Here is a 22,033-nt window from a genome sequence, read left to right as displayed (position 1 = left end):
ATGCGGTGAGAAAGGCTTGCCTCAACCGCGGCGGGGGTAGCGGCGCAGGCTGGTGAGCAGCTCGAGCGGCGAAATCGGTTTGTCGAACAGGTAACCCTGGCCGATGTCGCAATGTTGCCGCCGTAGGAAGGCGAGCTGTTCGCTGGTCTCGATGCCTTCGGCCACGACGCGCAGCTTGAGATTGTGGGCCATGGCAATCACAGCGGAGGTGATCTCCATGTCGTCCTGGTTGTCAGGGATGTCCTTGACGAAGGTGCGATCGATCTTGATCACGTCGATGGGAAATTTCTTCAAATAGCTCAGCGACGAGTAACCCGTGCCGAAGTCATCCATGGCCAGGGTCAAGCCGAGACTCTTCAAGCGGTTGAGCTGTTGGCGGGTGTCATCGGTGGCATCGAGCAGCAGGCTTTCGGTCAGCTCCAGTTCCAGCAGCTCGGCTTCGTGCTGCTCCTCGTCGAGGATGCTGGAAATCGAATCCACCAAATCCGCGTCGGAAAATTGCTTCGGTGACAGGTTGATCGCGACCTGAATACGCCCAAGGCCGGCTGCCTGCATTTGGCGGCTCATGCGGCAGGCCTCACGGATGACCCATTTGCCGATAGGGACGATCAAGCCGGTCTCTTCGGCGACGCTGATGAACTGGTCCGGACGGATCATGCCGCGCTCTGGGTGATTCCACCGTAGCAGGGCCTCCAGTCCCAACAAACGGCCGCTGCGTAGGCAAAGCTTGGGTTGGTAGAACACTTCGAGCTCGTTCTGGTCCAGCGCACGCCGCAGATTGTTCTCCAGGAACAGCTTGTAACTCGCTTCGGCATTCAATGCTTCGGTGAAGACCTGCAACTGATGTTTGCCATTGGCTTTGGCTTTGTGCAGCGCAAGACCCGCGTGTTTCAACACGGTTTGCGGGTCGGTTCCGTGGTCGGGGGTACAGGCAACGCCCACCGACCCCGTGATGTTGATGAGCTGGCCGTCAACGAACAATGGCTTGTCGAGCGTGTACAGGACCTTTTGCGCGAGCAGGCGACCGCTTTCGAGGTCGGCGTTGTCGATTAGCAGGGCGAACTCGTTACTGGCGAAGCGCGCCAAGATGTCGCCGGTGTTCAAGACGTCGCGCAGACGCCGCGCGAGGCTGAACAGCAGCTTGTCGCCAGTCTGGTGCCCGAGACTGTCGTTGATGCGTTTGAAGTTATCGATATCCACGAGCAGCAGGCTTCGCGGTTGGCTATCGCCCTGCTCGAATCGCTCTTCGAGGCTACGGATGAAAAAGGGTCGGTTGCCGATACCTGTGAGGTTGTCCGTATAGGCCAGCTTTTCGATCCGCTGTTGGGCCAGTTTGGCTTCGGTGATGTCTTCGTAGATGCCGATGTAATGCGTCAGCTCACCGCTTTCGCCGAAGACCTTCGACAGCGACAGCTGCCCCCAATAAGGCTCCAGATTCTTGCGGCGGCTGCGAAATTCCCCTTGCCACCCGTTATGGTCCACCAGTACCGATTGCGCGTCGCTGATGAGTTCGCTGAGGTTTTCTAGGGCCGGCAATTCGGACAGGCGGCGGCCCTTCACATCCTCTGCTGCATATTGCGTGATGTGCATGAAGCTGGGGTTGACGTACTCGATGTACCCGTCGCGATCCACCAGCAGGAAGGCGCTGACGCTCTGTTCTACCGCGCGCTGGAATAGAAAGAGCGCATTCGTGGCACTGCGCCGTTCCTGGTTCGCCATCACCTGGGCGTATTGGTCTGCAAGTTCGCCTGCGAACGCGATTTCGTCTGGCTGCCAATCGCGGGTTCGGTTGGACTCCTCAAGGCACAGTACCCCGACGATCTGCCCATCGATTCGGATGCCCGCGTCGAGTAGGGCGGAGGGCGTGCCCTCGGGTGCCCAAAGCTTCACGAGCTCCGCGGTGCGCGCGTCGAGGTGCGCCGCCGAAGCAGCGATGGCGCGGTCGCTGTTGAGCGTCTGGAGATAGGCTGGAAAATGCTTCAGGTCGATCGGGTCGAGCTGCTCTGCCGCATTTTGCTCGCGGTTGTAGCAGTAGACCGGTACGAGCGTATCGCCCACGAGGCGCCAGATGCTGGAGCGGCTCGTCTCATAGATATCGGCTGCGGAGCGAGCGATTAGCTCGGCCGCTTCCAGCGACGGGTCTTCGGATTCGTAGCGCTGTCGCGCCAGGGTGAGGATGAGCTTTTGATGCGTTTCGGTCCGCTGGCTCGGCGGCGGCGATGTACAGCTGTGCAGGTCGACGCTATCCCGACTCACGTCAGGCTCGGGCGATACCACCATGTAGCCGTGCAGCAGGGCGCGGCCATGCTGTTGAGTCACTTCGCCCGTTTCGATCAAGCGGCGCGTCCCACAGGGGGTGTGGCAAAGGTACTGAACGGTGTAGCGGTTGTGTTCGGCCAACTGCTGTTGAATTTCGTCGTGCAGTCGATAGCGCGTCTGCGGCGCCATCAAGCTGGCGAAGGGCGCGTCCAACAAAGAGCAAAGATCGGCGGCCGGAACGCCTAGAAGGCGCTCGCTCGCGGGATCGATGAACAGCAGTGCCCAAGCCGGCTCGTTAATGCGTTCGAAACGCAGCATCCCGAGCCGCGAGGGCACAGGAAGCTGCAGCACCTCGGCTGCCGCGCGTTGCGCGGTATCAAGATGGGTTTTCATCGGACACATTGCACCATTGTTCAAAGCCAATTACGGCGGTTCGCCAAGCCTTCCACCGCAGGTTGCATCATTGCGATAGACACTGACAAGCAGAAGGATGGCAGTTTGCCTTACAAATGTTTCCACTAATCGGAAACGCACGCCTATTTTCGTCCCGGCGCCGTGCGTTTGGCTGGTGCATTTGCAGGTCCGAGCTCTGTGTGGTGCAAAAACCGAAAATGCGTGAAGAGCCATTCGAACGCTGAGCGCTGCATCACAAAAAGAGTAGTACGGTCTCGCTGATCTGCGCGTGGCCTGACGTATGCTCGCGCTTTCCACTGGCCGCTTATGGAGATGGCGCATGTTGAAATTCAGTGATCGGAATCGTCTTGCAATGCCCCTAGCATGCGTTGCGGCCATGGCACTAAGCGGGCTTTGCCGCGCGCAAGAACAAGCGTTGAGTAGCCCTGAGCAAGCGCGGTACCTAGACGGATTGAAAACGCTGTACCTGGTAAACGATGAGCGTGCGGCGCTGCTGGCGCATACCAATGCGCTACTCGCGGCGTACATGCTCAAGGCGGGGTATCAGGTCGGCCAGCCAACGCCGCGCGACTTTCGTTACGAGGTGACACTAGGCGCTCCTGGCGAATTGCTCGTGCGTGAGGAGACGCGCTCCGAGGGTGGCGTGGATCTTTCCGTCCGTAACCGCCGTATCTCGCTATTTGGCGTCGATCCTTTCGTTCACTATGAATGCCCGTCGTCCGGGATATCCTGCACCTTCTCCGAGCCCGGCGGCCGCGAGCCGATCCTCGTCATTCTCCGCGACCAGGACGGCGCTGATCAGCTCGCCAAGGCATTGAGCCTGCTGATACGCAATGTTCAGCGGGGCTAGGTCAGGTTGTGATCGTGACGGCGGCTGGCTCCTACAACATTGGAGGCGATGCTCGCAGGTCCGGCGGATAGCTGTAGGAGCCCACTTGTGGGCGATCCAGATCTAACCGAAAGCACGGTTTAGACTGAGCGGACACGATCGCCCACAAGCTGACCGCAGCCCGGTGGGCTCCGACAGGGAGCTAATTTTTCCGATAAATCCCGCCCATAAAAAATGCCCGCCGAAGCGGGCATTTCTCATCGCTCGTTGCCTTACAGCAGGATCGTGCGGATGTCCGCTAGCAGCTCCGACAGGCGCTTGGTGAAGCGCGCGGCGGCGGCGCCGTTGATCACTCGGTGATCGTAGGACAGCGACAGCGGCAGCATCAGGCGCGGCTGGAAGGCCTTGCCATCCCACACCGGCTGCATGCTGGCCTTGGATACACCCAGGATCGCCACTTCCGGCGCGTTGACGATCGGCGTGAAGCCGGTGCCGCCAATGTGACCGAGGCTGGAGATCGTGAAGCAGGCACCCTGCATGTCGTCTGAAGACAGCTTCTTCTTGCGCGCCTTGTCGGCGAGTTCCGCCGCTTCGGCTGCAAGTTGAAGCAAGTTCTTCTGGTCGACGTTCTTGATCACAGGGACCAGCAGGCCATCCGGCGTGTCCACGGCGAAGCCGATGTTCACGTACTTCTTGCGGATGATCGCCTTGCCGCTCGGCGCCAGCGAACTGTTGAAGTCCGGCAGCTCTTTGAGCATGTGCGCCGACGCTTTGAGCAGCAGCGGCAGCACGGTCAGCTTGACGCCCGCCTTCTCGGCAACGGCTTTCTGCGCAACGCGGAAGGCTTCGAGGTCGGTGATGTCCGCCGATTCGAACTGGGTCACGTGAGGCACGTTCAGCCAGCTGCGATGCAAGTTGGCAGCGCCGACCTGCATGAGGCGCGTCATCGGCACTTCTTCGACTTCACCGAACTTGCTGAAGTCGATCGTTGGGATCGGCGGAATGCCCGCGCCACCCGTCGCGCCAGCTGCGCCGGCCGGAGCCTGCTTGGCCTTCTGCATCATCGACTTCACATAGGCCTGCACGTCTTCCTTGAGAATCCGTCCTTTCGGGCCCGTGCCAGCGATATCTGCCAGGTCGACGCCAAACTCACGCGCGGTCATGCGCACGGCTGGGCCGGCATGGACCTTCTTGCCATCACGGCTCGGAGCGCCAGCGGCAGGTGCTTCCTTGGCCGACGCTTGGCCGGTGCCCTGGACATTCGCGGCTTTGTTCTGCTCAGGCGTCGCGGTATCGGCTTTCGACGACGATTCAGCAGGCTTGGAAGCGGCTTGCTTCGCCGCAGGCTTGCTGCCGGCAACCTTGAGCACGAGGATCAGGTCGCCCGTCTTGGCTTCGTCGCCAACTTTGATGGAAATGCTTTCCACAACGCCGGCTTTTGGCGACGGGATTTCCATGCTGGCTTTATCCGACTCCAGCGTGATCAGCGACTGTTCCGCCTCGACGGTATCGCCGACTTTCACCGAAACCTCGATGACGTTGGCGCCGCCAGTGGTGCCGATGTCCGGGACCTTCACCTCTTCGCTGGATTCGCCTGCCGGCTCTTCAGCAGCGGTTTCTTCCAGGCGTTCCTTGGGCTGCTCCTGCTTGGCAGGCGCACTGGCGGACTGCTTCGGCTTGGATTTGCCCGCGCCTGCGCCCTTGAGCACAAGAATCAGGTCGCCGGTGCCGACTTCGTCACCGATGTTCACCGACACGCTCTCGACTACGCCAGCAGCAGGTGAAGGAATCTCCATGCTGGCCTTGTCGGACTCAAGCGTGATCAGCGTCTGCTCGGCTTCGATCGTGTCGCCGGCTTTCACCGCGATCTCGATAATGCTGGCCTTGCCGCTAGTGCCGATGTCCGGGACTTTGACTTCCTGCGGCTCGCCGCTGGCGTCATCACCGTCGGACGCATCGCTGTCGGAGTCTCCGCCATCAGCGCTAGGCGCCTCGGCTTCTTCCGGCGCTTCGGAGGCTTTGCTGTCCGACGCCTCGGTTTTTTCCGCCTTGGCATCACCTTCGTCCGCACCGCCCTCGACTTCGAGGTCGAGCAGCAGATCGCCGGTTTTCAGCGTATCGCCGATCTTGACGTGGAGCTTGGTGATCTTGCCGGCCTTCGGCGCAGGGATCTCCATGCTCGCCTTGTCGGATTCCAGCGTTACCAGGCTCTGCTCGGCTTCGATGGTGTCACCGACCTTGACCAGGACTTCGATGACTTCGCCTTCGCTGCCAATGTCCGGTACGTGAATGGTCTCACTCACAATAAATTCTCCTTCGCAGTCCGCGCTCAGCAATCCAGCGGATTGCGTTTCTCAGGGTCGATACCGAACTTGGCGATAGCCTCGGCCAGCACCTTGCGCTCGAGCTTGCCCTGGTTGGCCAGAGCTTGCAGCGCGGCCAGGGCGACCCAGCGACGATCGACTTCGAAGAAGTCACGCAGTTTCTTGCGGCTGTCGCTGCGGCCGAAGCCGTCGGTGCCCAGAACCTGGTACTCGGTTGGAACCCACTGACGAATCTGATCCGCGAACAGCTTCATGTAGTCGGTAGAGGCGATGACCGGACCGTCGCGACCTTCCAGGCACTGCTGGACGTACGTCTTGCGCGGCTCGTCTGCGGGGTGCAAGCGGTTCCAGCGATCTACGGCCAGACCTTCGCGGCGCAGTTCGTTGAAGCTGGTGACGCTCCAGATGTCCGCACCAACGCCAAACTCTGCCAGCAGTTCGACCGCAGCGCGGACTTCACGCAGGATGGTGCCGCAACCCATCAGCTGGACCTTGTGCTTGAAGTCGCCCTTGGCTTCTTCCAGCAGGTACATGCCCTTAATGATGCCGTCTTCCACGCCTTCCGGCATGGCCGGCTGCTGGTAGTTCTCGTTCATCACGGTGATGTAGTAGTAGACGCTTTCCTGCTTCTCCATCATCTGACGGGTGCCGTGGTCCATGATCACAGCCAGCTCGTACGCGTAGGTCGGATCGTAGCTGCGGCAGTTCGGGATGGTGCTGGCGAGGATGTGGCTATGGCCGTCCTCGTGCTGCAAGCCTTCGCCGTTCAGTGTGGTGCGGCCGGAGGTGCCGCCCAGCAGGAAGCCACGGGTCTGGGCATCGCCCGCCGCCCAGGCCAAGTCGCCAATACGCTGGAAGCCGAACATCGAATAGAAGATGTAGACCGGCAGCATGGGCTGGTTGTACTGGCTGTAAGCGGTACCGGCGGCGATGAACGAGGAGAACGCGCCCGCTTCGTTCAGGCCTTCCTGCAGGATCTGGCCGTCTTTCTCTTCGCGGTAGTACATCACCTGATCACGGTCGACCGGCTCGTAGAGCTGGCCGTGCGGGGAGTAGATACCGAGCTGGCGGAACATGCCTTCCATACCGAAGGTACGGGCTTCGTCGGCGAGGATCGGGACGATGCGCTTGCCCAGTTCCTTGTCCTTGACCATCTGGGACAGGATGCGGCCGAACGCCATGGTCGTGGAGATCTCGCGATCACCCGAACCATCCAGAACGGCTTTGAGGGTTTCCAGCGGTGGGGTCGGAATGCTGACACTGGTGGCGCGGCGCTGTGGCAGGTGACCGCCGAGTGCATCGCGGCACTTGTTCAGGTACTTCATTTCCGCGCTGTCTTCGGCAGGGCGGTAGAACGGCAGTTCGCTGAGCTGCGAGTCGTTCAACGGAATGTCGAAACGATCGCGGAATTTCTTCAGCGACTCGACATCGACCTTCTTGGTGTTGTGCGCGGTGTTCTTGGCTTCGCCCGCACCCGTGCCGTAACCCTTGATGGTCTTGGCGAGGATGACGGTGGGCTGGCCCTTGTGGTTGACCGCCTGGTGGTACGCGGCATAGACCTTGTACGGATCGTGGCCGCCGCGGTTGAGATTGAAGATCTCGTCGTCGGACAGCTTCTCGACACGCTTGAGCAGCTCAGGGTCGGCGCCGAAGAAGTGCTTACGGACGTACGCGCCGTTCTTGGCCTTGTAGTTCTGGTATTCACCGTCGATGACTTCGTCCATGCGACGCTGCATGCGACCGTCTTCGTCTTCTGCGAACAGCGGATCCCACATGCGGCCCCAGAGGACCTTGGTGACATTCCAGTTGGCACCACCGAAGACGCCTTCGAGCTCCTGGATGATCTTGCCGTTGCCGCGAACCGGGCCGTCGAGGCGCTGCAGGTTGCAGTTGATGACGAAGATCAGGTTGTCCAGGTTCTCACGGCCAGCCAGTGAGATTGCGCCCAGGGTTTCCGGCTCGTCGCACTCGCCGTCGCCGATGAAGCACCAGACCTTTTGACCGCCTTTGATGAAACCGCGGTTTTCCAGGTACTTCATGAAGCGCGCCTGGTAGATCGCCGTGATCGGGCCCAAGCCCATGGACACGGTCGGGAACTGCCAGAAGTCGGGCATCAGGTGCGGGTGGGGGTACGAAGACAGGCCCTTGCCGTCTACTTCCTGGCGGAAGTTCAGCATCTGGTCTTCGGAGATGCGGCCCTCAAGGAACGCGCGGGAATAGATGCCCGGCGAGGCGTGGCCCTGGTAATAGATCAGGTCGCCGCCGTGTTCTTCGGTCGGTGCCTTCCAGAAATAGTTGAAGCCAATATCGTAGAGCGTGGCAGACGACGCAAACGTCGAGATGTGGCCGCCCAGGTCTGGGTCCTGCATGTTGGCGCGCATGACCATCGCCAATGCGTTCCAGCGCACCAGCGAGCGAATGCGGCGTTCCATGAACAGGTCGCCAGGCATGCGTGCTTCTTTGGTAACGGGAATCGTATTGCGGTAAGGCGTGGTGATCGAGTAGGGAAGCGGCGTGCCGCTGCGGGTGGCGAGCTCACCCAGGCGGGTCATCAGGTAATGAGCGCGCTCTTCACCTTCTCGGTCTAGGACGGACTCCAGCGCGTCCAGCCATTCCTGGGTTTCGATTGGATCGAGATCTTGCATGGCTTGCTCCAGGGCGGAAAGGCAACCAGAATCGATTGCCATGTTCGCGCCTGTCTTATGAACAAGCGCGGCTTAATTCTTGGATATGCAGCCGGCGGATAGTACCGACTTTTTGTAGTTTTACTACATCCTGTCGCTGAATTCAGCCCTTCCGTAAGCTGAAGCGACATTGCGAAGAACGCGTTCAGCAAGGGCTTTCTCAGGCCGTTTAAGGCTAGAAGACACCGCCTGCCACCGTGGATGGCGTTCCATTGAAGCCGTTATGGATGACAGTAGAAAGATATCGGAAGCCGCACCATCTGATGCGCCGCGCTTCTCGCTCAAAGGGGCTGCCCAAGGCGTGTGAAACAGTACGTACGGTCATGGAGCCTGTTCACGGTCTTCTTACGAAGAGACCTGCTTTTATGTTGTCACCCACGACGTTTGCCGCCTCAGGATAGACCATGAACCTCCCCGATTCGATCGAACTCCCCGCTGACTTGTCGTCGTCCCAGGCGCGTGCCCGCGCTGCGCTGGAAACGCTGTCCCGCGAATGGAGTGGCGCTGACGCGCTATCGCCTGCGCAATGGCCGCCCGCCCGGGTGGAGATGTTCGTGCGGGTTTGTGCCGCCAGCGATTTCGTCCTCGAGCAGGCGGAACGGGACACTCATGCATTTTTCGAGCTCGCCGCTTCGGGCGATCTGGACGCGGGCTTGGGCAAGGGCGCACTGCGGCAGGCCTTGGCCGAACGCCTTCAGGACTGCACCTCCGAAGATGACCTGATGCAGCGGTTGCGCCGTTTCCGCAATCGTCAGCAAGTCCGCATCATCTGGCGTGATATCAGTCGCCAGGCCGACCTTGCGGAGACGTGTCGTGACCTTTCCGAGTTGGCAGATGCGTGCATCGACTTGGCCTATCAGTGGCTTTATCGCGCTGGTTGCACGCAGATGGGCACGCCGATCGGGCGCCATGGCGGGCAGCCGCAATCGATGGTCGTGTTGGGCATGGGGAAGCTCGGCGCGGGGGAGTTGAATCTGTCCTCGGACATCGACCTTATTTTCGGCTATCCCGAAGGCGGTGAAACCGAAGGTGTGCGCCGACCGCTCGACAACCAGGAATTCTTCACGCGGATCGGGCAAAAACTCATTCGTGCGCTGGATGCCACCACGGTGGATGGATTCGTTTTTCGCACCGACATGCGCCTGCGGCCCTACGGGTCTTCCGGTCCGTTGGTGTACAGCTTCAATGCGCTGGAGCAGTACTACCAGGATCAGGGCCGCGATTGGGAGCGCTACGCGATGATCAAGGCGCGGGTGGTCGGGGGGGATAGCGCAGCCGGCAAGCAGCTGCTGGATATGCTGCGGCCCTTCGTCTATCGGCGCTACCTGGATTTCTCGGCGATCGATGCCCTGCGCACCATGAAGCAGCTCATCCAGACCGAAGTTCGCCGTAAGGGCATGGACGAGAACATCAAGCTGGGGGCCGGTGGCATTCGCGAGGTCGAATTCATCGCGCAGGCATTTCAGTTGATTCATGGCGGCCGCGATTTGAGCTTGCAGCAGCGCCCCCTGTTGCGCGTGCTCGAAACACTCGAAGGCCAGGGGTATCTGCCCGGAGCTGTCGTCGCAGAGCTGCGCGATGCGTACATATTCCTGCGTTACACCGAGCACGCTTTGCAGGCAATCGATGATCGGCAAACCCAGATGTTGCCGACCGACGAAGCAACGCGCGCACGCGTGGCGTTCATCATGGGGTTCGCGAACTGGTCTGCGTTTCATGAGCGTCTGCAGCAATGGCGCGAGCGGGTCGATTGGCATTTCCAGCAGGTGATTGCTGATCCGGACGAGGAAGACGGCGAGTTGCCAGAAGTCGCCCCCGGTGCCGAATGGGCGGCAGTCTGGGACGACGCTCTGGATGCCGACGTGGCCAGTAGTCAGCTAGGGGACGCAGGTTTCGCCGAGCCCGATGAGGTGATGCAGAAGCTGGCGCGACTCCGGGAGGGCGCCAATGTCCGCGCGATGCAGCGCATCGGGCGTGAGCGTCTGGATGCGTTCATGCCGCGATTGCTTGCCGCCGCGCTGGAACATGAAGCCCCTGATCGCGTCATCGAGCGCCTGCTGCCGCTGGTGGATGCGGTCGTTCGACGCTCCGCGTATCTGGTGCTGCTGACCGAAAATCCGGATGCCTTGCAAAGGCTGATCACCCTCTGCGCGGCGAGCCCGTGGATCGCCTCGGAAATAGCGCGCTTCCCGATTCTGCTGGACGAGCTGCTCAATGAAGGCCGTTTGTTCAGCCCGCCCATGGCGCCTGAATTGGCGGCCGAGTTGCACGAGCGGCTCGTGCGCATTCCCGAAGACGACCTCGAGCAGCAGATGGAAGCGTTGCGTCACTTCAAACTGGCGCATGGGCTTCGCGTGGCCGCCTCGGAAATCGCCGGCACCTTGCCGTTGATGAAGGTGAGCGACTATCTCACCTGGTTGGCCGAAGCCATCCTGCAGCAGGTCCTCGCCTTGGCGTGGCGGCAAGTCACCGCCCGCTATGGTGCACCCAAGCGCGCCGATGGCAGCGTGTGCGAGCTCGACTTCATCATTGTCGGCTACGGAAAAGTGGGTGGCATCGAGCTTGGGCACGGTTCCGACTTGGATCTCGTGTTCATCCACGATGGCGATCCGCAGGCGGAGACCGATGGCGCGCGGCCGATCGACGGGGCGCAGTTTTTCACCCGGCTTGGGCAGCGCATCATTCACCTGCTCACTGCGCAGACGGTGTCCGGACAGCTCTACGAGGTCGACATGCGCCTGCGTCCATCGGGCGCTGCTGGGCTGCTCGTCAGTTCGGCAGCCTCCTACGAGCGTTATCAGCAGCAGGACGCCTGGACTTGGGAGCACCAGGCGCTGGTGCGGGCGCGTGTGCTGGTGGGCTGCCCGCGCGTAACGGCGATGTTCGAGAAGGTCCGCGCGGCCGTTTTGAGCAGCGTCCGCGATCAAGCGCATCTGCAACAGGAAGTCAGCGAGATGCGCGCAAAGATGCGGGACAACCTCGGCACGCGCACGACGGCTGCCGGCACCGACCCAAAAGCCTTCGATGCGACCGCCGAGTTCGATCTCAAGCAAGATGCGGGAGGTATCGTCGATATCGAATTTATGGTGCAATACGCGGCCCTGGCCTGGTCGCACCAGTCCCCGGAGTTACTGCGTTTCACCGACAATATCCGCATTCTCGACGAGCTTGGCCGAACTGGCCGCTTCCGTGCGGAAGATGTCCACCTGCTGCAGGAGGCCTATAAGGCCTATCGTTCCGCGCTGCACCGACAAGCGTTGCAGAAGCAACCAGGCGTGGTATCGGGCGATATGTTCCATGAAGAACGCCGCGGAGTCGTGCGCATCTGGCGCGAACTCGGGCTGACCTGAGCCCGCTTGAACCTGATTGAGGAGTCTGCCGTAATGCCTAAGCTCGTTCTTGCAGGGCGCGTGGCCGCGTGTTGAGTCGCCTACGACCGGTGGCATGGGTCCGCGTGGGGATGCCCGAATGAATGTGCTGATCGTTGGGCCGAGTTGGGTCGGCGACATGGTGATGGCGCAAACCTTGTTCAGCGTACTGAAGCAGCGCCATCCCCACTGCCAGATCGATGTACTTGCGCCGGAGTGGAGTCGTCCGATTCTGGAGCGCATGCCGGAAGTGCGTGAGGCATTGAGCTTTCCCTTAGGGCACGGCGTACTGGACCTTGCCACACGTCGCCGCATCGGCCGTGAGCTGCGCGGGCGTTACCAACAATCGATCGTGTTGCCAAACTCATTGAAATCCGCGTTGGTGCCTTTCTTCGCCGGTATCCCGAAGCGGACGGGCTGGCGCGGCGAGATGCGCGTGGGCTTGCTTAATGACATGCGCAAACTCGACAAGGCGCGCTACCCGCTGATGATTGAGCGCTTCATGGCACTGGGGCAACCCGCTGGCACACCGCTCTCGCAGCCTTATCCCAAACCGTCGTTGCGTATCGACGAAGCGAGCCGCACGGCCGCGCTCGAAGCCTTCTCGCTGGCGCTGGATCGTCCCGTGCTTGCGCTGTGCCCAGGCGCCGAATTCGGTGAAGCGAAGAAATGGCCCGCCGAACACTACGCCCGTGTAGCCGAGGCCTATATCCGTGAAGGGTGGCAAGTGTGGATCTTCGGTTCGAAGAACGACCATCCCGTGGGCGAGGATATCGCTTCCCGTCTCATTCCCGGCTTGCGCGAAGAAGTCACCAACTTGGCCGGGCAAACATCGCTCGCGCAAGCCATCGACCTGCTGTCCTGCGCGGAGGCTGTCGTGGCCAATGATTCGGGCTTGATGCATGTCGCTGCTGCGCTGAATCGTCCGCTCGTGGCCGTGTATGGCTCGACATCACCCGGTTTTACGCCGCCCCTGGCGGATCGTGTGGAAACCGTCCGGCTGGGCTTGGACTGCAGCCCCTGTTTCGATCGGACCTGCCGTTTCGGGCATTACAATTGCCTGCGTCAACTCGAGCCGCGCCAGGTCACCGATGCCTTGGGTAGACTTTTGCCCCATGCGGTCGAGGTGCATTGATGCACGTCCTGCTGGTGAAAACCTCGTCGCTGGGCGACGTCGTGCATACGCTGCCAGCGTTGACGGACGCGGCACGTGCGATTCCGAATATTCGTTTCGACTGGGTCGTGGAGGAGGGCTTCGCGGAAATTCCCGCGTGGCATCCTGCGGTCATGGATGTCATCCCGGTCGCGATCAGGCGCTGGCGCAAGCATCCCCTGGACGCCTTGCGCAGCGGTGAGTGGCGGCGTTTTACCGGGCGTGTGCGTAACGCCCGCTATGACCTGGTGATCGATGCGCAAGGCTTGTTCAAGAGTGCGGTTTTAACGCGTTACGCCAAAGCTCCCGTGGCGGGGCTGGATAAGGCGTCAGCGCGTGAACCATTGGCGTGTCATTTCTACGATCGCCGGTATCCGGTATCACGCGACCAGCATGCCCTGGAGCGCACGCGGCAGCTGTTTGCCCAAGCGTTGCATTATTCCGTGCCGGATCAGATCGGCGATTACGGGCTCGATCGCATGCTGCTCGCCGACCCAGGGCAGGCGCCGTACCTCTTGTTTTTGCATGGTACGACCTGGCCGAGCAAGCATTGGCCGGAGGCGAACTGGCGCGAGCTGGCCGTGCACATGAGCAGCCTCGGCTGGGCGATACGTCTGCCTTGGGGCAATGACGAGGAACGCCAGCGTGCCGAACGTATTGCCGAAGGTCTGCCGCTGGCGCTAGTCCTGCCTAAACTGAATCTGGCCGGCGTCGCCAAAGTGATCGCCGGAGCGACGGCGTGTGTCGCGGTCGATACCGGGCTTGGTCATTTGGCTGCGGCATTGGATGTGCCGACCGTTTCACTCTACGGTCCGACCCGGCCTGACAGAGTGGGTGCCTATGGCCGGTCGCAGGTCCACTTGTGTGCGGGCGGGCCCAATGCCGGAAGGGGAGACCGGCACGAACCTTGTTTCGACGACATGCCACCCGAGCGTGTCGCCACGGCGCTTGAGGCGCTGTTGCTGCAACCGGAGACGCCCTGATGCAGTTGGCCTTCATCCTTTACAAGTACTTCCCATTCGGTGGGCTACAGCGAGACTTCCTGCGCATTGCGTTGGAGTGTCAGGCGCGTGGGCATTCGATCCGCGTCTATACCCCTATCTGGGAAGGCGAGCATCCGCCAGGATTCGAGGTAGTGGTGGTGCCGGTGAAAGCGCTGTTCAATCATCATCGCAACGAGAAGCTAAGCGCCTGGATCGACGCGGACCTTGCGCGGCGGCCGGTCGATCGTGTGATCGGCTTCAATAAGATGCCAGGGCTGGATTTCTATTACGCGGCGGACGCCTGTTTCGAAGAGAAGGCGCAGACGCTGCGCAATCCGCTGTACCGCAAGTGGGGACGTTACCGTCATTTCGCCGAGTACGAGCGCGCGGTGTTCGCGCCGGAGTCGAAGACGCAGATCTTGATGATTTCGGAGGTCCAGCAGCCGTTGTTCATCAAACACTATGGGACGCCGCCGGAGCGGTTCCACCTGTTGCCTCCGGGGATCGCGGCCGACCGCCGTGCGCCCGCGAATGCCGCCGAGATACGCGCGGATTTTCGGCGCGAGTTCGGGCTGGCCGACGATGAGCGATTGGTGGTGCAGATTGGGTCGGGGTTCAAGACCAAGGGGCTGGATCGCTCGCTCAAGGCGATGGCGGCCTTGCCCAAGGCGTTGAAGCGACGCACGCGTTTGATCGCGATCGGGCAGGACGATCCGAAACCGTTTCTGCTACAGACCAAAGCGCTGGGGTTGTCTGACCACGTGCAGATACTCAAGGGCCGCAGTGATATTCCGCGCTTCTTGTTGGGGGCCGATCTGTTGATACATCCTGCCTATAACGAGAATACAGGGACGGTCCTGCTGGAGGCGCTGGTAGCGGGGCTGCCGGTGTTGGTCACCGAGGTGTGTGGTTACGCGCATTTCATCGCCGATGCAGACGCAGGGCGCGTACTCCCGAGCCCGTTCCAGCAGGAAGCGCTCAACGAGAGGCTCGCGTCGATGCTGCAGGATGACGAGGCACGCCAACGCTGGTCCGCCAACGGCCTTGCCTTTGCTGACACCGCCGACCTTTACAGCATGCCGCAGCGGGCGGCGGATGTGATTTTGGGGGAGCGGGGATGAGCCGATTTCGGTCTGGCCACCGTTCCGTCATCGCGGGTTTCACCCGCCCTACGGAAAGCCGGCCTACAACGTTGCGCCGCACACGGTCCCCGGTAGGAGCGGGCTTGCCCGCGAAAGCGGTTTTGAGGTCGAAGCAGTGCTTAAGTGCTGCCGTCAATTCTTCAAAGGCTCGCCCATGAAACTCATCCTGGACGAACCCTTCAAATCCCTCTGGCAGGGCCGTGACGCCTTCGAAGCCGTCGAGGCCCTCCAGGGCGAAGTTTTCCGCGAACTCGAAGCCCGTCGCACCCTGAGAACCGAAGTCGATGGCCGTGGCTATTTCGTCAAGATCCATCGTGGGGTTGGATGGGGCGAAATCATCAAGAACCTCACCACCGCCAAAGCGCCGGTGCTGGGGGCGGGGCAAGAGTGGCGGGCAATCCAGCGACTGACTGAGGCCGGAGTGCCCACCATGCATGCGGTGGCCTACGGCGAGCGCGGATTCAATCCGGCCGACCAGCACTCGTTCATCATTACCGAAGAATTGGCGCCGACCATCAGCCTGGAAGACTTCACCATGGGTTGGGCGGGCAATCCGCCAGACCCGGCCGTCAAGCGGCTATTGATCGAAGAAGTCGCGCGGATGACGGGGGCCATGCACCGCGCGGGCGTGAATCACCGCGACTGCTACATCTGCCATTTCCTTCTGCATACGGATCGTCCGGTCGCACCCGGCACGTTGCGCCTGTCGATCATCGATCTGCACCGCGCACAAACGCGTGCAGCGACCCCCAAACGCTGGCGCAACAAAGACCTGGCGGGGCTGTATTTCTCGGCGCTGGAGATCGGGTTAACGCCACGGGACAAGCTGCGTTTTCTCAAACACTACTTCCAGCAGCCCCTGCGGCAGACACTGCGGGATGAGGCCGCGCTGCTGGCTCGCATGGAGACACGTGCGGCAAAGATGATGGACCGTTACAAGCGTAAGTATGCGCCGGGGAGCCTATGAGTTTTTGGCGCTTTTCCGCGGATGCAGATGTACAAGAGCGAAGCTTGTTCGCTGATATGGATCAGGTGTTCGCGATCGAGGGCGAAAAAGTCGCCAGTGACCCGCTGTCGCAAGTGCTGCGCGTCGATCTTGATGGCCGGGCCTATTACGTCAAGCGCTACTGGGGCGCCGGCAAGGGACTACGTCGCTGGCTGGGCCGCCCGCGGGTGAAGGCGGAATGGCAGAATTTGAAGCTGTTCGCCAAGTGGGGTATTCCCACTGCCCCGTTGGTGGGCTGGGGATTGGAGCGGCGGCTGTCCGGGCTGTTCGTGCGTGGCGCGCTGATCACCCGTGAACTCGTGGGTACGACGGATCTGGCGCGGATGAGCACGACGAACGATCCGCGACTGCGCGACCCGGTCTGGATTGACGGCGTCAGCCGGCAGCTCGCCGCAGCGACGCGCACCTTGCATCAGCACGACTTCGCTCATAATGATCTCAAGTGGCGCAACATCCTGGTGGATGAGAAGGGCGTGGTTTACCTCATCGATTGCCCTTCGGGCGCGTTTTGGAAGGGACAATTGCTCCGACGCAAGATCATCAAGGACCTGGCGTGCCTCGACAAAATTGGTAAATACCAGCTCTCGCGGACGCAGCGCCTGCGTTTTTACCTGCGTTACTCCGGTAAGTCGCGCATCGGTGCCGAGGACAAAAATCGCTTGCGACAGGTCCTGGCGTATTTCGAGGGGCGGGAATGAAGGACTTCATTCATCCAGAAGACCGGGTCGTGCTCGAGCGCCATGGGTTGACGCGTTTCGATGCGTTATGGTCGATAGAACTCACCCCCGTCGATGAAGCGAATACCGGGCGCGGCGGCTGGAGTCAGGTATTTCGGCTCGATCTTGGCGATACCGCTTATTACCTGAAGCGCCAGTCGAACTACATGACGCGTACGCTCGCGCGGCCGTGGGGCGAAACGACGTTTTCCCGTGAGTTCCGCAATATCCGCCGCTACGAGCGCAGGCAAATTCCGGCGCTGAAGGCCGCGTTCTATGGTGAGCGGCGCGTCGAGGGCGAGCGACGCGCCATTCTACTCACGCGGGCGCTCGATGGCTGGCGCGATCTCGACAGCTGGCTTGAACAGTGGGGGCGTCTTGCACAGCCGCTGAAAGCTCAGCTAACGCAGGCATGCGGCGCGCTTGCGCATCGTCTGCATGGCACCTGGGAGCGGCATGGTTGCTTTTATCCAAAGCATATCTTCCTGCGTGCTACAGCAAACGGGTTCGAAGCCTGTCTGATCGACCTCGAGAAAACCCGCCCACTCTTTTTCGGTCGTCTCGATCGAATCAAAGACCTGGAGCCCTTGCTGCGCCGTACGCCCGTGTGGAGCGAGGAAGATATGCGGGACTTTCTCTCGGCCTATCTGCGGGTGCCAACCGAAGGTGCGAAGGTCTCGCGCTGGTATGAAAGCCTTGGCCAGCGTCGACAGAACAAGGAAGCCCGCGCATGACGCTCTCGGTGCTTGCGGCGGCGGGACGCAATCCGGCATTGCCCATGGCGGTGACACTGCCGTCGGGTGAGTTGCAGTTGCAACGCTGGCTTCGCGTGCTTCCCGGTCAGCGCTACGTGGCCCAGGCCATCTGGCAAGGCAAGACGGTGCTGGCCAAACTCTTCGTTGGCGCCAAGGCCGGGCGCAGTTATCGGCGCGAGCGTGATGGCGTGCAACTGCTTTGCGACGGCGGCATTCAAACGCCCGCTGTGCTGGACGACGGCTATCGTGACGGGGAGGGCGGCTGGTTGCTGTTCACCTTCATCGAGTCTGCCGTCAGCGTGGAACAGCAATGGCAAGTCGTGGCGGGACAAGCACCGTTGTCCGCGGATCAAAGCGCTGTGTTGGGTCGCGCATTGGCGGCAGTCGGGCAATTGCATGGGCAAGGGCTCTGGCACGACGATCTGCATCTGGACAATCTGCTGTGCCAAGGCGATGCGCTTTACGTGATCGATGGCGGCGGGGTCAAGGCTGAACAGGCGGGAACCCCGCTGTCCCACGATCGCGCCATGGAAAATCTCGGCGTGTTCTTCGCGCAACTGCCCGCCGCGCTCGATCCGTTCATCGAAGAACTGCTGGTTCACTATCTATTGGTGAACAGCGAGCATGCGCTGCCGCTGGAAGCGCTGCTCGAACGTGTGCGCCGGACCCGGGCGTGCCGCCTGGAGAATTACCTGGAGAAAGCCGGGCGGGAGTGTAGCCTGTTCTGCGTGACGCGCGGGCCGAACGCACTACGCGCGATTCAACGGGTATGGATCGATCGGCTGCAGCCGGTATTCGACGATCCCGACGCGGCCCTCGAGCAGGGGGTGCGCTACAAGGGGGGCGGTTCGGCGACGGTCGCGCGCATCGAGGTCGCCGGTCAGCCGGTGCTGCTTAAGCGCTACAACATCAAGAGCCTGTCGCATTGGCTGCGGCGCTTCTGGCGTCCCAGTCGCGCATGGCATAGCTGGATCGAAGGGCTGCGTCTCGACTTTCTTGGCATTGCCACTGCACGCCCGCTGGGGATGCTGGAAGAGCGAACGCTAGGCCTGAGGCGCCGGGCCTACCTGGTCACCGAGCATCTTAGTGGCGAGGACATCATTGCGCGTTTTGCGCCCTATCTCGACAGCGCGCCGCCCGAGTCGGAGCTCCTGGCGCTGGACGTATTGTTCGCGGCCTTGCGCCTGAACCGCATCAGCCACGGTGATCTGAAGGGCCACAATATCTTCTGGCACGAGGGGCGTTGGACGTTGATCGATCTGGACGCGGTCCGGCAGCATCGGACCGATGCGCAGTTCGCGCCTGCCTATGCACGAGATCGCGCGCGATTCTTGCGGAACTGGCCAGAGAGGTCAGCTTTACGCAATGTGCTGGACGCTCGCTTGCCCGCCGCCTGACGGGCCTCCACCCCTGCTCATGATCCTCTCTCGCGGGAAACCTTTCATCTCGTGGGGTGAAATGAGCGGGCGCGTCACCTAGAATACCGCCGCGACAAAACGACGCTATTTACCCGCTTCTCACGGTCTTCCAAGAACAACATCGCACCTCGAAGTCGTCGAACCTCCGGTTTTTGGCCTTTCCGACTCTGCTTTTGCGGGTCAAAAAAGCTCAGCCGCCAGGAATTCGATAAGCCGTTTGTCCGTATGTCCCCTTTATGTCCTTGGAATAGCACATGTCACGTAACGATAAAAACCGGGGTCTAGGAGGCTGGTTACTCTTCCTCTTCGCTCTGATCATTGCCCTCGTTGGGGCTTATCTCGTGTTCGCTGGCGGCAAACTCGTTGCTGTGGGCGGCTCGTGGTATTACGCGCTGGCCGGTGTCGCTCTGGTCGTGGCTGGCGTACTGCTCATGCGCAATCGCGCGGCCGGTATCTGGATTTTCGGTCTGACCACCATCGCCACCATTGTCTGGGCGCTATGGGAAGTTGGCCTCGATGGTTGGGCGCTAATCCCACGCCTTGCCTGGCTTGCGGTCATCAGCATCATCCTCTTTGCCTTCTGGCCCGTGGCCCGTCGTCTGCTGGCGCCCGTTGGCAAGATCGGTTACTTCGGTGCAACGGCTGGTCTGGGTGTGATTGCCGGCCTGCTGATCGTGTATCCGCTGTTCGTTTCCCCGCACACTGAATTAGCCGACGCTTCGCTTTCGCAGCAGCGCCCGGCCGAAGCCTTTAGCCGCGGCCAGGTGAATTCGCCCGATGGCAACATCGCGGGTAACCACGATGCCAGTAACTGGACCTCATATGCAGGTTCCAACCTCTCCAACCACTACACGCCGTCTGCGCAGATCACGCCGGAAAATGTCGGGGAACTGGAGCAGGCGTGGGAATTCCACACTGGCGACCTGAAACCGGCGGGCTCCAAGCTGGGCTACGCGTTCCAGAACACCCCGTTGATGGTCGATGGCACGCTGTACGTATGCACCCCGACGCAGAAAGTGATCGCGGTCGACGCGGAGAAGGGCACCGAGAAGTGGCGCTTCGACCCACAGACGAATCCGAAAGCGATGTCTGGCGTTGCTGCGACCACGTGCCGTGGCGTGTCTTACTTCGACACCAAGGACAGCGCTGCCGAGTGCCCGAAGCGTATCTTCTGGCCGATGGTCGACGGTCGCCTCGGCGCCCTGAACGCCGAAACCGGCGAGCTGTGCAAAAGCTTCGGTAACGACGGCTATGTCGATCTGAACGAGCACACTGGCAACACCAAGCCTGGCTACGTCGGTCCGACTTCGCCGCCGATCGTCATGCGTGGCGTGGTGATTCAGCCTACCGGTCAGGTGCGTGATGGTCAGGAGCGCGATGCGCCGTCCGGCGTTGTTCGTGCCTTCGATGCCATGACCGGCGAACTGCGCTGGGCGTGGGATCTGGGTCGTCCTGAGACTGAAAAGCTGCCACCGGAAGGCGAGGTCTACACGCGTAGCACGCCGAACGTCTGGACACTGATGGCCGCCGACGACGAGTTGGGCCTGGTCTACCTGCCGACCGGTAACGCGGCCGGTGACTTCTTCGGTAAGGAACGCACGAAGCAGGAAGAGGAATACACCGCCTCCCTGGTCGCCGTCGATGCCGAGACCGGTAAAGAGCGCTGGCACTTCCGTACCGTCAACCACGACCTGTGGGACTACGACCTCGGCCCGCAGCCGAACTTGGTCGATTTCCCGGTCGCCGGCGGCGGTACGCGTCCTGCTGTGATTCAGGCCACGAAGTCCGGTCAGGTCTTCGTGCTGGACCGCGCAACGGGCGAGCCGATCATGCCTGTCGAGCAGCTTGAGGTTCCGCAAGGTACCGATCACGGCGACTGGACAGCCAAGACGCAGCCTGTTTCACCTGGCATGCCGAACACCGTTGGTGCGCCAAGCAAGGATTACGAGACGCTGAAAGAAAGCGATGCCTGGGGTATCACGCCGTTCGATCAGCTGATCTGCCGTACGCAGTTCAAGCAGTTCCGCTACGAAGGTATGTTCACGCCACCGAGCCTGCAGGGCTCCATCGCCTTCACCGGCAACCATGGTGGAATCAACTGGGGTGGCGTTTCGGTCGACCTGAACCGCGGCATCATGGTGATGAACAGCAACCGCCTGCCATACACGGAGCACGTCTACCCGCGCGAAGTGATGGACAGCCTCGGCATCGTTTCCGTATTCAACGGCACCAGCAAGGTGAAGGGCTACATGGCTCAGGAAGGCCTGGAGTACGGCGCCCGCAAGGAGCCTTGGATGTCGCCTCTGAACACACCGTGTGTTGCGCCGCCGTGGGGCTACATTTCGGGTGTCGACCTGCGCACGCAGGAAGTCATCTGGCGCCGTCCGTTGGGTACTGGCTACGACCAGGGCCCCATGGGCATTCCCTCCAAGGTCAAGCTGGAGCTCGGCACGCCGAACAACAGTGGTTCGCTGGCAACTGCCGGTGGCGTGACCTTCATCGGTGCGACGCTGGACCAGTGGATCCGTGCGTTTGATACCGAGACCGGCAAGCTCTTGTGGGACGTTCGTCTGCCCGCCGGCCCGCAAGCTGCGCCGCTGAGCTACGAGATCAATGGCCGTCAGTACATCGTTGCCGCCGTTGGCGGTCACGATCGTATGGACACCAAGTCCGGTGATAGCGTCATTGCCTGGGCCCTGCCCAAGAAGGACTGATCAGCAGCACTGATACGTCGCTTCAATGAACGCCCCGTCGGTTCTGCCGGCGGGGCGTTTTTATTATGCGGCGTTATTTTTTTTGTGTGGGAGCGGGCCATGCCCGCGATGTGCTCTGTCGTAGGGCGGGTGATAACCCGCGCACCCAGGGCCATCGCAAAAGCCGCGGGTTGCACCCGCCCTACGGGAGCCGTTCCCTTCGATCGCCTCCCGATTCACTAAGCGAAGCGTTTCGCGATGCCTCTGCGGGATGGAATGCCAACCCACG

General features: G+C 61.3%; 13 protein-coding genes. 10 read left to right on the top strand and 3 right to left on the bottom strand.

Features of this window, described 5'->3' with window-relative positions; all coding sequences use genetic code 11:
* Nucleotides 1–21: 21 nt before the first annotated feature.
* Nucleotides 22–2,652 (bottom strand): putative bifunctional diguanylate cyclase/phosphodiesterase, encoded by a 2,631-nt coding sequence (locus tag IEY47_RS19660; RefSeq protein WP_188985899.1) that lies wholly within the window; start codon nucleotides 2,650–2,652, stop codon nucleotides 22–24.
* A 397-nt stretch (nucleotides 2,653–3,049) separates the two neighbouring features.
* Here IEY47_RS19660 and IEY47_RS19655 point away from each other — a divergent pair, with 397 nt between their 5' ends.
* Nucleotides 3,050–3,523: a hypothetical protein gene (locus tag IEY47_RS19655; RefSeq protein WP_188985996.1), complete on the top strand. Its 474-nt coding sequence runs from the start codon at nucleotides 3,050–3,052 to the stop codon at nucleotides 3,521–3,523.
* A 251-nt stretch (nucleotides 3,524–3,774) separates the two neighbouring features.
* On the opposite strand, the gene aceF is transcribed toward IEY47_RS19655, so the two are convergent.
* Nucleotides 3,775–5,805: a dihydrolipoyllysine-residue acetyltransferase gene (aceF, locus tag IEY47_RS19650; RefSeq protein WP_188985897.1), complete on the bottom strand. Its 2,031-nt coding sequence runs from the start codon at nucleotides 5,803–5,805 to the stop codon at nucleotides 3,775–3,777.
* Between the two features lie 26 nt (nucleotides 5,806–5,831).
* Nucleotides 5,832–8,471 (bottom strand): pyruvate dehydrogenase (acetyl-transferring), homodimeric type, encoded by a 2,640-nt coding sequence (gene aceE / locus IEY47_RS19645; RefSeq protein WP_188985995.1) that lies wholly within the window; start codon nucleotides 8,469–8,471, stop codon nucleotides 5,832–5,834.
* 443 nt (nucleotides 8,472–8,914) lie between these two features.
* Here aceE and glnE point away from each other — a divergent pair, with 443 nt between their 5' ends.
* From glnE to IEY47_RS19600, 9 genes are all read left to right on the top strand, one after another.
* Entirely contained in the window at nucleotides 8,915–11,860 is a 2,946-nt protein-coding gene (gene glnE, locus IEY47_RS19640; protein ID WP_188985895.1) for a bifunctional [glutamate--ammonia ligase]-adenylyl-L-tyrosine phosphorylase/[glutamate--ammonia-ligase] adenylyltransferase, read from the top strand.
* A gap of 118 nt (nucleotides 11,861–11,978) precedes the next feature.
* A complete protein-coding gene (gene waaF, locus IEY47_RS19635; protein WP_188985893.1) occupies nucleotides 11,979–13,013 on the top strand; it encodes a lipopolysaccharide heptosyltransferase II in 1,035 nt (344 codons plus the stop codon).
* Nucleotides 13,013–14,014, top strand: coding sequence for a lipopolysaccharide heptosyltransferase I (gene waaC, locus IEY47_RS19630; RefSeq protein ID WP_188985891.1), 1,002 nt, complete (start codon nucleotides 13,013–13,015; stop codon nucleotides 14,012–14,014). Before waaF ends, waaC begins: the two co-directional genes overlap by 1 nt.
* Nucleotides 14,014–15,135 carry a glycosyltransferase family 4 protein gene (locus IEY47_RS19625; RefSeq protein WP_188985890.1) on the top strand — a complete coding sequence of 374 codons (1,122 nt, stop codon included), beginning with the start codon at nucleotides 14,014–14,016 and terminating at the stop codon, nucleotides 15,133–15,135. Before waaC ends, IEY47_RS19625 begins: the two co-directional genes overlap by 1 nt.
* Before the next feature lie 175 nt (nucleotides 15,136–15,310).
* Complete coding sequence (gene rfaP, locus IEY47_RS19620; protein ID WP_188985888.1) at nucleotides 15,311–16,123, top strand: lipopolysaccharide core heptose(I) kinase RfaP; 813 nt, start codon at nucleotides 15,311–15,313, stop codon at nucleotides 16,121–16,123.
* On the top strand, nucleotides 16,120–16,860 hold the full coding sequence (locus IEY47_RS19615; protein ID WP_188985886.1) for a lipopolysaccharide kinase InaA family protein: 741 nt from the start codon (nucleotides 16,120–16,122) through the stop codon (nucleotides 16,858–16,860). Before rfaP ends, IEY47_RS19615 begins: the two co-directional genes overlap by 4 nt.
* Nucleotides 16,857–17,612, top strand: coding sequence for a lipopolysaccharide kinase InaA family protein (locus tag IEY47_RS19610; RefSeq protein WP_188985884.1), 756 nt, complete (start codon nucleotides 16,857–16,859; stop codon nucleotides 17,610–17,612). Before IEY47_RS19615 ends, IEY47_RS19610 begins: the two co-directional genes overlap by 4 nt.
* Nucleotides 17,609–19,030, top strand: a complete 1,422-nt coding sequence (locus IEY47_RS19605) for a lipopolysaccharide kinase InaA family protein (RefSeq protein ID WP_188985882.1) — start codon at nucleotides 17,609–17,611, stop codon at nucleotides 19,028–19,030. Before IEY47_RS19610 ends, IEY47_RS19605 begins: the two co-directional genes overlap by 4 nt.
* 275 nt (nucleotides 19,031–19,305) lie before the next feature.
* A complete protein-coding gene (locus tag IEY47_RS19600; protein ID WP_188985880.1) occupies nucleotides 19,306–21,765 on the top strand; it encodes a membrane-bound PQQ-dependent dehydrogenase, glucose/quinate/shikimate family in 2,460 nt (819 codons plus the stop codon).
* The last annotated feature ends 268 nt before the right edge of the window (nucleotides 21,766–22,033 follow it).

It is taken from the genome of Pseudomonas matsuisoli (assembly GCF_014647635.1).
In the GTDB taxonomy this organism is placed as follows: domain Bacteria; phylum Pseudomonadota; class Gammaproteobacteria; order Pseudomonadales; family Pseudomonadaceae; genus Pseudomonas_P; species Pseudomonas_P matsuisoli.
This window is presented reverse-complemented; position numbering and strand designations above follow the sequence as displayed.